The sequence below is a fragment of the Micromonospora sp. AMSO1212t genome, assembly GCF_008868145.1.
Lineage (GTDB): Bacteria > Actinomycetota > Actinomycetes > Mycobacteriales > Micromonosporaceae > Micromonospora > Micromonospora tulbaghiae.
On sequence record NZ_WBKS01000040.1, the window covers coordinates 26,619 to 41,203 of the forward strand.

The 14,585-nt window shown below is 72.9% G+C and carries 14 protein-coding genes; 9 read left to right on the forward strand and 5 right to left on the reverse strand.

The genetic code is table 11. The features are described from left to right. Nucleotides 1-11 precede the first annotated feature (11 nt). Nucleotides 12-1,844 carry a methionine--tRNA ligase gene (gene metG / locus F8279_RS13315; RefSeq protein ID WP_151500089.1) on the reverse strand — a complete coding sequence of 611 codons (1,833 nt, stop codon included), beginning with the start codon at nt 1,842-1,844 and terminating at the stop codon, nt 12-14. A 127-nt stretch (nt 1,845-1,971) separates the two neighbouring features. On the opposite strand from metG, the gene F8279_RS13320 reads away from it, so the two are divergent. Next, nucleotides 1,972-2,802, forward strand: a complete 831-nt coding sequence (locus F8279_RS13320; RefSeq protein WP_225853259.1) for a hypothetical protein — start codon at nt 1,972-1,974, stop codon at nt 2,800-2,802. A gap of 13 nt (nt 2,803-2,815) precedes the next feature. On the opposite strand, the gene rsmI is transcribed toward F8279_RS13320, so the two are convergent. Then, nucleotides 2,816-3,664: a 16S rRNA (cytidine(1402)-2'-O)-methyltransferase gene (gene rsmI / locus F8279_RS13325; protein WP_091415245.1), complete on the reverse strand. Its 849-nt coding sequence runs from the start codon at nt 3,662-3,664 to the stop codon at nt 2,816-2,818. Between the two features lie 83 nt (nt 3,665-3,747). Between rsmI and F8279_RS13330 the strand changes: the two genes are divergently transcribed. The 3 genes from F8279_RS13330 to F8279_RS13340 all read left to right on the forward strand — a co-directional run bounded on the left by F8279_RS13330 (nt 3,748) and on the right by F8279_RS13340 (nt 7,791). Continuing rightward, a complete protein-coding gene (locus tag F8279_RS13330) occupies nt 3,748-5,418 on the forward strand; it encodes a dolichyl-phosphate-mannose--protein mannosyltransferase (RefSeq protein ID WP_151500090.1) in 1,671 nt (556 codons plus the stop codon). Nucleotides 5,419-5,722: 304 nt separating this feature from the next. Then, nucleotides 5,723-7,015 (forward strand): VWA domain-containing protein, encoded by a 1,293-nt coding sequence (locus tag F8279_RS13335; protein ID WP_151500091.1) that lies wholly within the window; start codon nt 5,723-5,725, stop codon nt 7,013-7,015. Between the two features lie 2 nt (nt 7,016-7,017). Continuing rightward, a complete protein-coding gene (locus F8279_RS13340) occupies nt 7,018-7,791 on the forward strand; it encodes a peptidase (protein ID WP_151500099.1) in 774 nt (257 codons plus the stop codon). Between the two features lie 52 nt (nt 7,792-7,843). Here the strand turns inward: F8279_RS13340 and F8279_RS13345 are convergent, their stop codons facing one another. Next, nucleotides 7,844-8,119 (reverse strand): hypothetical protein, encoded by a 276-nt coding sequence (locus F8279_RS13345; RefSeq protein ID WP_091415228.1) that lies wholly within the window; start codon nt 8,117-8,119, stop codon nt 7,844-7,846. 127 nt (nt 8,120-8,246) lie between these two features. On the opposite strand from F8279_RS13345, the gene F8279_RS13350 reads away from it, so the two are divergent. From F8279_RS13350 to F8279_RS13370, 5 genes are all read left to right on the forward strand, one after another. Continuing rightward, entirely contained in the window at nt 8,247-8,903 is a 657-nt protein-coding gene (locus F8279_RS13350; protein WP_175438612.1) for a 4'-phosphopantetheinyl transferase, read from the forward strand. 75 nt (nt 8,904-8,978) lie between these two features. Continuing rightward, nucleotides 8,979-10,196, forward strand: a complete 1,218-nt coding sequence (locus F8279_RS13355; RefSeq protein WP_151500092.1) for a DUF4352 domain-containing protein — start codon at nt 8,979-8,981, stop codon at nt 10,194-10,196. 128 nt (nt 10,197-10,324) lie between these two features. Then, nucleotides 10,325-11,041, forward strand: a complete 717-nt coding sequence (locus F8279_RS13360; RefSeq protein ID WP_151500093.1) for a VOC family protein — start codon at nt 10,325-10,327, stop codon at nt 11,039-11,041. A 151-nt stretch (nt 11,042-11,192) separates the two neighbouring features. Beyond that, a complete protein-coding gene (locus tag F8279_RS13365) occupies nt 11,193-11,384 on the forward strand; it encodes a general stress protein CsbD (protein ID WP_151500094.1) in 192 nt (63 codons plus the stop codon). A 116-nt stretch (nt 11,385-11,500) separates the two neighbouring features. After that, the gene (locus F8279_RS13370) at nt 11,501-11,965 is read left to right on the forward strand and encodes a hypothetical protein (RefSeq protein ID WP_151500095.1); all 465 of its coding nucleotides are present in this window, start codon (nt 11,501-11,503) and stop codon (nt 11,963-11,965) included. Nucleotides 11,966-12,001: 36 nt separating this feature from the next. Here F8279_RS13370 and F8279_RS13375 read toward each other — a convergent pair whose 3' ends face one another. Then, nucleotides 12,002-12,865 (reverse strand): alpha/beta fold hydrolase, encoded by an 864-nt coding sequence (locus F8279_RS13375; protein ID WP_151500096.1) that lies wholly within the window; start codon nt 12,863-12,865, stop codon nt 12,002-12,004. 110 nt (nt 12,866-12,975) lie between these two features. Next, the coding region (locus F8279_RS13380) for a cellulase family glycosylhydrolase (RefSeq protein ID WP_151500097.1) at nt 12,976-14,585 on the reverse strand (1,610 nt) is incomplete at its 5' end.

Below are 14,585 nucleotides of genomic sequence, written 5' to 3' on the forward strand. Positions count from 1 at the left end.
CGCGTGCGTGGTCAGCCGGCCAGGCGGGCCAGCTCCTCCTCGACGATGGACGGGTCGAGCTTGCGGAACACCGGCTTCGGCGCCGCGAGCGGCCGGCCCACCTCCAGGGGTACGGACTCCCAGCGCGCCCCGACCGTGTAGTCACCGGTCAGCACCGGGTACGACGGCCCGCCGTCGAGGTCGTCGACCTCCTCGATGACGGGCATCGGCGCGTGCACGCCGGTGCCGCCGAGCAGCTCGTGGATCTTCTGGGCGGAGTGCGGCAGGAACGGGGTCAGCAGCGTGTTGGCGTCGCTGACGACCTGGAGCGCGACGTGCAGGATGGTGCCCATCCGGGGCTTGTCGTCCTCGCCCTTGAGCTTCCACGGCGCCTGCTCGGAGAGGTACTTGTTGGCCTCGGCGACGACCTTCATGGCCTCGCCGATGGCCTGCTTCTGCCGGTGCCGGGCGATCAGGTCGCCGACCACCGTGAAGCCCGCCTTCGCGGTGTCCAGCAGCGCCTGGTCGGCCTCGGTGAGCCCGGCCGGGTCGACCGGCGGGATGGCGCCGAAGTTCTTCGCGGCCATCGAGACGGACCGGTTGACGAGGTTGCCCCAGCCGGCGACCAGTTCGTCGTTGTTGCGGCGCAGGAACTCGGCCCAGGTGAAGTCGGTGTCGTTGCTCTCCGGGCCGGCCACCGCGATGAAGTAGCGCAGCGCGTCGGCGTCGTAGCGCTCCAGGAAGTCCCGGACGTAGATGACCACCTTGCGGGAGGAGGAGAACTTGCGTCCCTCCATGGTCAGGTATTCGCTGGAGACGACCTCGGTGGGCAGGTTGAGCCGGCCCAGCTCGCCCGGCTCGCCGTCGCGGGCGCCCGCACCGGAGTAGCCGCCGAGCAGCGCCGGCCAGATCACCGAGTGGAAGACGATGTTGTCCTTGCCCATGAAGTAGTAGGAGCGGGCATCACCGCCAGCTCCGCTGGCAGAGACGGCGGAGCCCTCGCCGTCCGTTGGATTCCAATACTTGCGCCACGCCTCCGGGTCGCCGGTGCGGCGGGCCCACTCGATGGACGCGGACAGGTAGCCGATGACCGCGTCGAACCACACGTAAATCCGCTTGTCCGGGCGGTCGCGCCAGTCGTCGAGCGGGATCGGCACGCCCCACTCCAGGTCGCGGGTGATGGCCCGGGGCTGGAGGTCGTCGAGCAGGTTGCGGGAGAACCGCAGCACGTTCGGGCGCCAGCCCTCGCGGGTGTCCAGCCACTGCCGCAGCGCGTCGGCCAGGGCGGGCAGGTCGAGGAAGAAGTGCTCGGTCTCGACGAACTCCGGCGTCTCTCCGTTGATCTTCGACTTGGGGTCGATCAGGTCGACCGGGTCGAGCTGGTTGCCGCAGTTGTCGCACTGGTCGCCGCGCGCGCTGTCGTAGCCGCAGATCGGGCAGGTGCCCTCGATGTAGCGGTCGGGCAGCGTGCGGCCGGTGGACGGGGAGATCGCCCCGGTGGTGACCTTCGGGACGATGTAGCCGTTGCGGTGCAGGCCGGTGAACAACTCCTGCACCACGGCGTAGTGGTTGCGCGTGGTGGTGCGGGTGAACAGGTCGTACGACAGGCCCAGCGCCCGCAGGTCCTCGGCGATCACCCGGTTGTAGCGGTCGGCCAGCTCGCGCGGGGTGACCCCCTCGGCGTCGGCCTGCACCTGGATCGGGGTGCCGTGTTCGTCGGTGCCGGAGACCATGAGCACGTCGTGGCCGGCCATCCGCATGTACCGGGAGAAGACGTCGGAGGGAACGCCGAATCCGGATACGTGGCCGATGTGGCGCGGGCCGTTGGCGTAGGGCCAGGCGACCGCGGCGAGAACGTGACTCATGAGCAGCAAGCCTAGTGATTGCCGTGGGTGCGCCGCGAACCAATGGGGTGTGCGCTCCGACCGTACGTCCGATTTGTCGCCGACACGCGGCGTGAGCTGCCCAACAAGCCAGACGTACCGGTGTGAAATGAACATCGTGACCAGCAGACCAGCGGCGCCCGAGCCGTCGGCGGCCGCCACCCGGCGTGCGGCGCGGCCCACGCCGCCCGGCGGGCCCGTCGCCCCGCAGCCCCGGCTCGACCCGGCGGACCCGCCGGTGGAGGTGGAGCCGACCACCGGAGCGCCGGTGGACGCGGTGCCGAACCGGGTGCCGGTACGCCAGCCGCGCTGGCAGCGCGAGGCCGCCCCGTCCGGCGGCTGGGCGCCGATCGAGGAGGTGCACTGGGACGGCACGCCGCTGCGCGACGAGCCGGGCCCACGCCCCGGGCGGGCGCCCGCGCGGCGGGAACGCGCCCGCCCGGCCGTGCCGCCGAGCCCGCCCGCCGGGCTGGCCGTACTGCTGACGCTGAGCCTGCTCGCCGCGTTCTTCGCCTGGGTGAGCGCCGGGCCGTTCTGGCTGGCGGTGGGGCACTCGACCGGCGGCACCGTGATGATCACGCAGTGCGCGGGCGGCGGGCTCACCCAGCGCTGCCGGGGCATCTTCTCCGCCGACGGGGACCGGTTCCAGGCCCACGGGGTACGCGTCAGCGGTGTGCCGGCCGGCCGCACCGACACCGGCAGCTCGCTGCGCGCGCGGATGACCGGGCCGGCCGGGTCCACCGCCTACGCGGACACCGGCGCCGGACGGCACCTGCGCTGGCTGCTGGGGTTGGCCCTGGTGGCCGGCTGCGCCGCCGGGATCGCCAGGTGGACCGGGGCGACCCGGCTCGCGGAGGAACGGCAGCGGCGCTGGGCGGTCGGCCTGGCGCTGGCCGGGCCGGCGTTGATCACTCTGGGTTTCCTGGCCGCCACCTGGTGAGGTGCCCGGCGCCTCAGCTGTGCACCACCGCGTACACCTCCCGCCGCCGCAGCCCGTACGCGGTGGCGACCTCGGTGATCGCGTCCCGGCGGGACAACCCGGCCGCCTCGCGCTCGGCCACCGCGGCGCGCAGCGTCTCGTCGTCCGGCCGGACCGCGGGCGTGGCCGGGGCACCGGCCACGACGAGCGTGATCTCGCCCCGGGGGTCGCCCTCGGCGGCCCACTCGGCCAACTCGCCGAGCGGCCGGCGGACGACCTCCTCGTAGGTCTTGGTCAGCTCACGGCAGAGCGCGGCTGGACGGTCCCTGCCGAACGCCTCGGCCAGGTCGGCGAGCGCCCCGGTGATGCGGTGCGGCGCCTCGAAGAACACCAGCGTGCGGTCCTCGGCGGCGAGCGCGCGCAGCCGGGAGCGGCGGGCGCCGGGGGTACGCGGCAGGAAGCCCTCGAAGCAGAACCGGTCGCAGGGCAGCCCGGACAGCGCCAGCGCGGTGGTCACAGCGCTCGGCCCGGGCGCCGCGGTGACCGGCACCCCGGCGTCCAGCGCGGCCCGGACCAGCCGGTATCCGGGGTCGGAGACGCTCGGCATGCCGCCGTCGGTGACCAGCGCGACCGTGTAGCCGGCGGTGAGCACCTCGGCCAGTTCGGGGGTACGCCGTTCCTCGTTGCCCTCGAAGTACGAGACGATCCGGCCGGGCACCGTCACGTCCAGGTCGCGGGCCAGCCGGGTGAGCCGCCGGGTGTCCTCAGCGGCGACCACGTCGGCGACGGCCAGCACCTCGCGGAACCGGGCGGACGCGTCGGCCGGGTTGCCGAGCGGCGCGCCGAGCAACACGAGCCGCCCTACCTCGGACATTTCCCCCACGGCGTGCGCTCCTTCATCGACGGTCGTACCAATTTCGGAGACGACGGACGCCACCGGGCACCCTCGCAGCCTACGATCGCCGGGTGACGAGTGCGTCGACAGCACAGAGCGCGAACCCGGACCCTTCCACCACCGACCGGGGCGACGGCGCCGGGCGCGGGCTCCCCGCCGCCGTGCGGCGCCGGCTCGCCACGGTCGACGACCGCATCGGCCGAGGTCAGGCGTGGCTGGCGACAGCGGTGGTGGTGGCCATCGCCGCCATCCTGCGCTTCGTGGGGCTCAGTTTCCCGCCCGGGAAGATCTTCGACGAGACCTACTACGCCAAGGACGCGTACGGGCTGATCGACCGCGGCTTCGAGTGGAACTACAAGGACAACGGCCCCTCGTACGTGGTGCATCCGCCGCTGGGCAAGTGGATGATCGGCATCGGCGAGTGGGCCTTCGGCTACCAGGACGCGGACAGCGGCGTCTCGGTGCCGGGTCATCTGATGACCACCTCGCCGGAGTTCGGCTGGCGGTTCGGCGCGGCGGTGGCCGGCACGCTGTCGGTGCTGCTGCTGGTCCGGATCGGGCGGCGGATTTTCCGCTCCACGGTGCTCGGCTGCGCGGCGGGCCTGCTGCTCGCACTCGACGGCTACCACCTGGTGCTGTCCCGCACGGCCATCCTCGACATCTTCCTGCTGCTGTTCGTGCTCGCCGCGTTCGGCGCGCTGGTGCTCGACCGGGACGCCCGGCGGCGGCGCTGGGCCCGGGCGCTGGAGGGCGGGCTCGACCCGACACAGCCGGGTAGGGCCGGGCGGCCGTCGTCGGGCTGGCGGGACTGGCCGTGGTGGCGGCTGGCGGCCGGGGTGCTGCTCGGCTGCGCCTGCTCGGTGAAGTGGAGCGCGCTCTACTTCGTACCGGCGTTCGCGTTGCTGGTGCTGCTCTGGGAGGTGGGCGTCCGCCGCTCGTCCGGGGTACGCCGGCCGTGGCGCGACGCCGTGCTCGACGAGTTGCCGTGGCTGCTCGCCGCGGGCGTGCTGATGCTCGTGACCTACGTCGCGACCTGGTCTGGCTGGCTGCTCGGGCAGGACGGCTACTACCGCCTGGCGGAGCGCTACCCGAACAACCCGGAGCTGAGCGACACCCCGTTCGTCGGGGCGCTGATCAACCTGTGGGAGTACCACAAGGCCGCGTACGGCTTCCACACCCAGCTCGACGACCCGCACAAGTACCAGTCCTGGCCCTGGCAGTGGCTGCTGCTCGGCCGCCCGGTGGCGTTCCACTGGTCCGGGGACGGCAGTTGCGGCGCGCCGAGCTGCGCCTCGGAGGTGCTGCTGCTGGGCACGCCGCTGCTGTGGTGGTCGTTCCTGCCGGCGCTGGCCGCGACCGCCTGGCTCGGCCTGGCCCGGCGGGACTGGCGGGCGGGCGCGATCCTGCTCAGCGTCGCCGCCGGCCTGCTGCCCTGGTTCTGGTTCGCCCTCGACGGCCGGACGATGTTCTCCTTCTACGCCGCGCCGGCGGTGCCGTTCCTGGTGCTCGCGGTGGTCTACGTGCTCGGCGCGATCGCCACCCCGGCGCCGGTGACGAACACTGCCGCGCCACCGGACCCGCAACAGGTCCACGACCGCCGGTTGGTGGGCGGGATCATCGCGGGCGCGTACGTGTTGCTCGTGGCGCTCTGTTTCGCGTACTTCTACCCGATCTTCGTGGGCCGGGTGCTGCCGTACGCGGACTGGTCGGCGCGGATGTGGCTGGACGGCCGCTGGATCTGACGCGGGGCGCCGGGCACTGCGCGGCGCCGGGCACAGAGAAGCGCGCCCCGATCGCCTGCCACGGGGGAAGCGGGCGATTGGGGCGCGCAAGACAGAGCTTAACCACACTCCGGCAACCGCACAACGGGTGCGGGCCGGTCAGATTTCCGACGGGTGCACCACCGGCCGAAAGGTTTACATGGTGCAGCTGACGGTGGGTCGCGGCGCGCGACCGTGACGGGTCCGGCAGGCGCCGGAAAGATCCCCCGCCGGGGACCTCCGACCCGGATGATCTTCCAAAGTGGATCTCACTACACTTCGCCCGGTGATCAACAAGAGACGATCGACGGCCGTCCTCATCGGACTGCTGGCGGCGGCCGCGATGATCGGGCCGAGCCCCGCCGGGGCCGACGACGAGACCACCGAGCCCGTCGCCGAACCACCCAAGGTCGAGCTGGTCCTCGACGTCAGCGGGTCGATGCGGGCCCGCGACATCGACGGCCGCAGCCGGATCTCCGTCGCCCAGCAGGCGTTCAACGAGGTGGTCGACGCCCTGCCGGACGAGACACAGCTCGGCATCCGGGTGCTCGGCGCCACCTACCGGGGCAAGGACAAGAAGCAGGGCTGCCTGGACACCCAGCAGATCGTGCCGGTCGGCCCGGTGGACCGCACCCAGGCCAAGGCCGCCGTCGCCGGGCTGCGCCCGACCGGCTTCACCCCGGTCGGGCTGGCGCTGCGGTCCGCCGCGCAGGACCTCGGCACCGGCAGCACCGCCCGCCGGATCGTGCTGATCACCGACGGTGAGGACACCTGCGCGCCGCCCGACCCGTGCGAGGTGGCCCGCGAGCTGGCCGCCCAGGGCACCCGGCTCGTCGTGGACACGCTCGGCCTCGCGCCCGACGAGAAGGTACGCAAGCAGTTGCTCTGCATCGCCGGCGCGACCGGTGGCACCTACACCGCCGCGCAGAGCGCCGACGAGCTGACCGGCCGGATCAAGCAGCTCGTCGACCGCGCCCGGGACACGTACACGGCCGCCCCCGCGGTGGTCGGCGGCGGCACGGCGTGCGAGGGCGCGCCGCTGCTCGCCCCCGGCGTCTACAGCGACCGGGAGGCGTTCTCCGAGCACCGCTGGTACCGGGTGCCGGTGCGGCCCGGGCAGGAGCTGCGCGCCTCGGTGAGCGTCGCGCTGGACCGCCCGGTCAACCCGGACTACGGCGTGCTGCTGCGCGCCACCGCGCCGGACGGGCGGGAACTGGTCCGGGGCGTCGACGCCGGCAGCGGGCGTACCGACGTGGTCTCCGCCGGGCTGCGCTGGTCGGCCGCCGAAGAGGAGCAGGACGGCCCGAGCGCCGAGCCGACGCCGGGCGCCGAACAGGCCGTACGGACCGTCTGTCTGGTGGTCAGCAACTCGTTCGCGGCCAAGCCCGGCACCCAGGCCCGTCCCGGCATGCCGGTCGAGCTGACGGTCGACGTGGTGGCCGCCTCCCCCGCGCCCGACGGGCCGGACCTCGGCCGCGGCTGGGTGCTGCTGCTCCTGCTCACGCTCGCCGGACTGCTCACCGGACTGCTCGCCGGACTGCTCACCCGCTGGTGGGTGCACACGTGGAGGACGAACTGAGCATGCGTACGCTGATCCGCGCCGCGGCGGCGACCACCGCCGTCGGACTCGCCCTCACCCCGGCGGCGGCCCTGGCCGCGCCCAGCCCGTCACCGGGCGCGACCACGGTGACCAAGGCCGGCACCTCGTTCCTCACCGCCACGACCGTCACCGCCGGTCAGCCGGTGCAGGTGGGCGCGTCGACCGGTGACCACCTGTACTGGTCGTTCCGCGCCGACGCCGGGCAGGTGCACGAGGTCACCGCCACCGTCACGTTCCCGAAGTCACGCAGCGGCGCGTCCACCTGGACCGTCGACGTCTTCGACGGGCTGCGCCGCCGGCAGGCGTGCACAGCGGGCGCGCAGACCCCCACCGCTGACGCGTCGGCGACGAGCGTCGCGCTGGACTGCACGCTGCGGCGGGTACGGCCGTGGGCCGAGCCCTGGTCGGGCGACCCGCTGCCCGGCACCTACTACATCCGGCTCTCCGTCACCGACCTGCCCGAACCCGACCTCGGTCTGCCGATCGACGTGGAGATGCTCGTCGGCGCGACCGACGAGGGCGGCGCGTCCGGCGACGACGGCGAACTGGCCGCGCCGCTGGTGCCGAACACCCGCGCCGGAACCGTGCTCACCGCCGAGCCGACACCCGAGCCGGTGGCCGACGAGGAGTACGACCTGACCGGCTGGCTCCCCGAGGCCGGATCGCGCTGGGTGTGGACCACAGTGGGCGGCGTGCTCGCCGCCGTGGCCGGCGTGGTCGGCTTCGGGCTCACCCGGCGGCCCCGCCGCCCCTGAGGACCGCAACCGGTGGCCGCCGCGAACCCGACGCGGCGGCCACCGGACGCGCTCACGCCTCGGCGGTACGCGGGCCGCGCGGCACCCAGCCGATGAACCGGTCCTGGAGCGCGGTGACCGGCACGGAGCGCAGATCCTGCGCCGCCGCGGCGAGGCAGGACCCGAGATAGACGCTCAACGACGCCCGGTCCACCTGGTACTCGCGCAGCAGGTGATGACGTTTCGTGGTGCAGGGCCAGTCGTCACCGCACGAGCCGCAGGTCCAGTGGGGGGTCACCGGCACGTGCTCGCCGCCGGTGCTCCCCGAAACCTCCGCGCCAGGCGTCATCGGCCGCTCCTTCCGAGTCGGGAATGGGTGGTGATGGACCGGTTGCCTCCCCGCAACGTTCCTTCAGCGCAGCGGCACGCCCAAGCGTTACGGTACGTTCACCGCGTGTCCCCGTCATCCACCTCTCGTGCGTGATCTGCTTCCGGCCGAGGTCGCCGTGGCGGTGGCCGGCCCCGCCGACTGGGCCGGTGACCTGCTCCCGGCCGAGCTGGCCGCCCTGGGTGAGCGCGCAGTGCCCGGCCGTCGCCGCGACTTCACCGCCGGGCGGGTCTGCGCCCGCCGGGCGCTCGGCGCGCTCGGCCTGCCCGCCGCGCCGGTTCCCGCCGGCGCCGACCGGGCCCCGATCTGGCCGCCCGGCGTGGTCGGCGCGATCACCCATACCCGCGACTACTGCGCGGCGGCCGCCGCCCGCGCCACCGACGTGCGCGCCGTCGGTATCGACGCCGAGCGCTACCGGCCGCTCTCCCCGGGGGTACGCCGGAAGGTGTGCCGCCCCGACGAGGAGGCGGACCTGGTCCGGCTGCCGTCCGGCACGCCCTGGCCCACCGTGTTGTTCAGCGCGAAGGAGACCGTCTACAAGGTCTGGCACCCGCTGGTCGGGACGTGGCTGGGCTTCGCCGACGCGCGCGTCGTGCTCGACCCGGAGGCGGGCACGTTCCACGCCCTCATCGCACCGGCCCGGCTCGCTGCCGCCCCGGTGCCCGATCCGCCGTCAGCGGTGACCGGGCGGTTCGCCGTGGACGACGACCTGGTCCGAACCGCGGCCGTCCTGCCACATCGATGAGGCACTGCCGGGCGGGTTGTGCCCGGCTTGTACCGTCGTTCCGACTGAAAATTCCGAAGGCGCCCAAGGAGTACGGTGAGCCACCCTCAGCCTCCGTCCGGGTCACCGGACCCGAACCAGCAGCCGCAGGAACCGCCGACGCAGGCGTTCCCCACCGCCCCGATGCCGCCGGTGCCGGGCAACCCGTACGCGCCCCCACCCGCTCCCCCCTCGGGTGCGCCCTACCCGCCGCCTTCGGACGCGCCGCAGCCGCCCGTCTCCGGTGCGCCACCCGTCTCCGGTCCGCCGCAGCCGCCGCCGACTTCCGGGGCGCCCTATCCGCCGCAGCCGGGTCCGGGCGAGCAGTACCCGCCCGCGCCCACCACGGCGTTCCCGCCGGCACCGCCCACCTCGGGCGCGCCCTACCCGCCGCCGGGCAGCGAGTACCAGCCCTCGGCCGGGGCGTACCAGCCGCCGGGGTTCGAGTACCAGCCGCAGGGGTCCGAGTACCAGCCGCCGGGCGGGGCGTACCCGCCGCCGGGGTCCGAGTACCAGCCCCCGGGTGCCGCGTATCAGTCCCCGGGCAGCGAGTATCAGCCGCCGGGCGGGGCGTACCCGCCGCCGGGCGGTTACCCGCCGCCGGGTGGTGGCGCGTACCCGCCGCCGCCCGGAGCGCCGTTCGGGCCGCCGGCGAAGAAGTCGAACAAGAACGTCTGGATCACGGTCGGCATCGTCGCGGTGATCCTGCTGCTGCTGTGCTGCGGTGGCGGCATCTTCGCCATCTACAGCGGCGCGAAGAAGACCCAGGAGGCGATCGACTCGCTGCCCACCCCGGGCGTCACCTACGGCCAGCCCACAGGTGACACCCCGACGGGCGCTCCCACCGGCACGTCGCAGCCGGGCAACACCGACGACAAGACGTTCAACATGCCGGCCGGCGACAAGCTGGTCGTCAACGACGACCGCGGCACCATCGAGATCACCGTCGGCAACTTCCGGACCAGGAACGCCGCCTGCAGCGAGGTCATGCCCGGCCCGAAGAACGGCATGTTCCTGATCGCCGACGTGACCGCCGAGATCACCAAGGGCACCGGCTCGATCAACCCGTTCTACTTCACCTGGGTCGCCGCGGACGGCACCGAGGAGAGCGGGATCGGCGGCGCCTTCTCCGGCTGCGGCAAGCTGATGACCTCGGGCACCAACCTGCCCGAGGGGTCCAAGCGCAGCGGGCAGCTCATCTTCGACGTGAAGGACCAGAACGGCGTCGTCGAATACAAGCACCGCTTCCGTTCCGCCGGGTCCTGGAAGCCCTGACCTGACGCGAAACCCCGCACGGGGGCCGGTCCACTGCGGACCGGCCCCCGTGTCCGTTCGGGTGGCACCGGCAGCCGTTCGGACATTTCCATGTGCGCGTGCCGGCACCCGGTCGCCAGGCTCGGAGCATGGCGAACGAGACGACGATCCCGCTGCTGCCGTGCCGCTCCCTGGACGACGTGGCGCCCTTCTACCAGGCCCTCGGCTTCGAGGTCACGTACCGGCAGGAGCGCCCCAACCCGTACCTCACGCTGCGGCGGGAGGATCTCCATCTGCACTTCTTCGGGATGCCGGGGTTCGATCCCGCCGACTCGTACGGCTCCTGCCTGGTCGTGGTGGACGATCTGGTCGACATCCACCGGGCCTTCGCCGACGGCATGCGTGCCACGTACGGCAGGGTGCTCGTCTCCGGCGTGCCCCGGATGACCCGACCCCGGCCCCGCCGCAACCAGGATGGCCACTTCGGGTTCAGCATCGTCGACCCCGGCGGCAACTGGATCCGGTTCGTCGGCCGGGCCGAGCCACCCCGGGCCGACGACAAGGGCGGCCTGGCCCGCACGCTGGGCAACGCGGTGGTGCAGGCCGACTCGCGCGGCAATCCCGGACAGGCCGCGCGGATCCTCGACGGCGCGCTGGCCCGCCCGGAGGCCGCCGACGACCCGGCCGTCCAGGTGGAGGCGCTGGTCTACCGGGCGGAGCTGGCGCTGCAACTCGGCGAGCCGGAGTCCGCGCGGGAGCTGGTGCGGCAGGCCCGCTCGATCCCGCTGGACGACGGTTCGCGCCAAGCGCTGGCAGACACGCTCCGGCACGCCGAGGACCTGACCGCGAGCATGCCGCCCGCATAGCCGCCCGGCGCGGCCGGCTGAGTCGCGGCGCGCAGCCGGCCCGGGTCGTGCGGCGGAGCCGGGCCCGGTGGCGGCGGTTTGCCGGCCGGGCCAGCGGGGACGCGACGCGGCAGGCGGCGAGGGCCGCCACGCGACGATCCGGGGAGGCGGCATGAGCGTCGAGCGCGCGAAGAACGACCTGGAGGACCTGGCCGGTCCGGCCCGGGCGCGGCTCGGTGACCTGAACCAGGACGAACACGCCGAAGCGGACCGGGTACGCGAACAGGACGAGATCCGGGGCAAGCGCCCCGGCGAGCACATCCAGGCGGACGCCCACGACGCCGACGACAACTTCTCCGCCTGACCCTGCCCCGCCGGAGATCTTGGTGGCAAACGGCCCTCATAGGGGCCGAAATCTTCCAAGATCTCCCCGGATCGGCGTGGAAGGGCAGTGTCGGGGGTGGTTCCTATTCTGTGGCGATGGTTCTCACCGACGTCACCGGGTCCTGGGTAGGCACCAACGGCTTCCGGCTGATGCCCGCCGATCCGCTCGCCGAGTCGCCGGCCGCGCTCACAGTCGCCACGGCGGCCGGCGGGCACCTGACCACCGTGTCGTACTCGTGGGACCACCCTGACGACGGTCCGCAGGACGGCTTGCTGGTGATCGCCGCGGGCGACCGGCCGGGCTCGCTCGTCGCCTGGTGGGGCGACTCGTGGCACCAGCAGCCGACACCGATGACGCTCACCGGCTCGGCGGGCGGGTCGTCGGCGGTGGAACTGACCGCCGAGTACGGCGGCGGCTGGGGGTGGCGGATCGTCCTCGACACCGCCGAACCGGCCCTCCTGCGGCTCCGGATGGAGAACGTCGTCCCCGCGGACCAGGCCGGGCCCGGCACACCGCCCGGGCCCTACGCGGCGATGGTCACCGACGTGCGCCGCGCCTGAGCCGTCGCGGGCACCCGCGTCACGGCGCCGCCGCAGTCAGGCGTCGAGGATCTCCCGTAGCCGGCGCGCGAACGCCTCCGGCTGCCCGGCGTAGCCCGTCCCCTCACCGAGGAACCCGCCGTGGTGGCTCGGGAAGACCGCAGGCTGCCCGCCGAGCAGCTCCGCGGTGGCCACCGACGTCCGCGCGGTGAGCGTTTCCGCCGACTCCTCGCCCACCGCCACCACGACCCGGGTAGGCGCGGCGCGCAACGCGTCGAGGTCCGGCCGGTAGACGGTGACCGCCGCGGACCGGTCGGAGAGCAGCGGGTCGTCCCGGCTGCCGTCGTCCTCGGCCGGCATCCCGAACGCTGCGGGGTCCGGCGCGGGCTGGGCGAAGTAGTCGTCGGTGAACTCGCCCCGCCACGACGTCATGACGATGAACGTCGCCATGCCGGCGCCCCAGCCGTTCTTCCGGTACGCCTCCTGACAGGCGGCCATGGCCCGGCCGGCCGCCTCGGCGTCGGGGAGCAGCGTGGTCAGCGGCGGCTCGTGCGCCACGAGCGTGGTCACCACGTCCGGGTACGCGGCCACCAGGGCGAGCGCGGTCACCGCGCCGCCGCTGCTGGCGAACATGTCGACCGGGCCCACGCCGAGGGCGTCGACGATGTCGCGTACGTCCCGGGCCTGCACCTCGGGCAGTGAGTCGTTCCGGCCGTCCTTGCGGACGCTCCGGCCGAGCCCGCGCGGGTCGTACGTGATGACTGTGCGGTCGGGGAAGTACGACGCGAGCGTGGTGAAACCGTCGGCGCACATGGGCTGGCCGATCATGAACAAGGGGCGGTGCCCGGCCTCGGTCGCCTCGGGGGCGTGGACGTCGTAGACCAGGTCGACCTCGGGCGTCTGGAGAGTGAGCGTCTTCATGCCTCTGTCGACCGGCGCCGGCCGCGGAAGTCATCGGTCCAGCGGAAACGTGTTCGGGGCACGGCTCGCGACGGTGTCGACGCCCACCGCCGCGAGCCGTGCCGTCGCCGTCAGCTCACCGTGCCGGTCACGCTGCTGCCGGACTTCGTGACGTAGTAGGTCAGCTTCGTGCCGCTCCAGAAGTGGAACGTCAGGGTGACCCGCTGGCCGTCGTTGACCTCGGCGAAGAACTCCGGCTTCAGAGCGATGGTGTTGCCGGCGTAGTCCGGCGCGAACGTCACGTCGAACTCCTTGTACGAGGTCCAGTTGTGCGGGCCGGCGTTGCTGCCGTCGGCGTACTTCGCCTCCATCGTGGCCAGCTGGTCGCCGCGGAACTGCGCCGGGAGTGTGAACGCGGCGGTGGTGCCTGTGGCGTTGGACAGCACCGGCGGGTCGTACGTGATGATGCTGATCCTCCACGGCACGCCCGTGGAGAAGCGGGCCTGGAGGTTGGCGTTCACCCCGTACGCGCGGGAGCCGACCAGCCGGGTCAGCGCCGACGCGGTGAGCGTCAGGGTGCTGCCGGAGACCGTGTAGTCGGTGCCGTTCACCAGGTCGGTGGTGCCCTGGCGCAGCCCCTGGAACATGGTGCCGTTCAGGTTGAGCGTCAGGCTCTTGGCGGTGATCGAGCCGGTACGCGGCACGTACACCTGGTCGCTGGACGCGGTGCCGGAGCGGGTGGTCCAGCTCGACTTGATCTGCGCGAACAGCTCGGGGTCCTTCCAGACGAAGGAGGTCCGGTCGAGGTGCTGGCCGTTGTCCCAGAGCTGGGTGGTCAGCTTGCGGCTGCGCGCGTAGTGGCCGAGGAACTCGAAGAACTTGAGCTTCTCGCCCTGCTCGATGGTGCCGGTGTGGCGGTCGAAGCCGAGCAGGCCGTACTCGCCGATGATCACCGGGATGTTGCGCGTGACGAAGGCGTTGTAGACGCGGTCGAACTGGTCGGTCAGGTCCTGCTGGACAGTCGCGTCGAACCGGGTGCCCCCGGCGACGTTCACGCTGAACGGCCAGTACCCGTAGAAGTGCACGGTGGCGATCAGGTTCGGGTCGTTGAGCGTGTTGAACGTGCTGACCAGCTCGTCCACCCGGGCCTGCTCGGCGGAGGTGTGCAGGGTCGGCAGGACGAGCAGCCGGGTGGCGTTGTTCCCGCCGGACTGGCGGACGATGCGGTGGAACGAGGTGTTCAGCTCGTTGAGCAGGGTGGCGTTCTGCGCGTCGCCGGAGCTGCCGGTGAACTGCGGCTCGTTGACGCTCTCGAAGGTCAGCTTCGGCGAGGAGTCCTTGAACGCGGCGGCGATCTGCGTCCAGAGCGCGTTGTAGCGGTTCAGCACGCCTGCGCGGTCGGTGGGCATCGTGTTGATCCACTGCCACGAGTCGTGGTGGATGTTGAGCACCACGTAGAAGCCGTCGGCGAGCGCCCAGCCGACCACCTCGCGTACCCGGTTCAGCCAGGCCGAGTCGATCGTGTAGTTCGGCGCGGCGCCGTGGTGGTTGCTCCAGGTCACCGGGATGCGGATGCTGTTGAAGCCCTGCGCCCGGACGTTGTCGAGCAGCGCCTCGGTGACCCGCGGGTTGCCCCAGGCGGTCTCGTCGGCGCCGACCGCGTCGAAGGAGTTGCCGAGGTTCCAGCCGGGCTGCATGGCGGCGACCGCGGCCATGGCGTTGCCGGCCGGCGGCGGGGTCG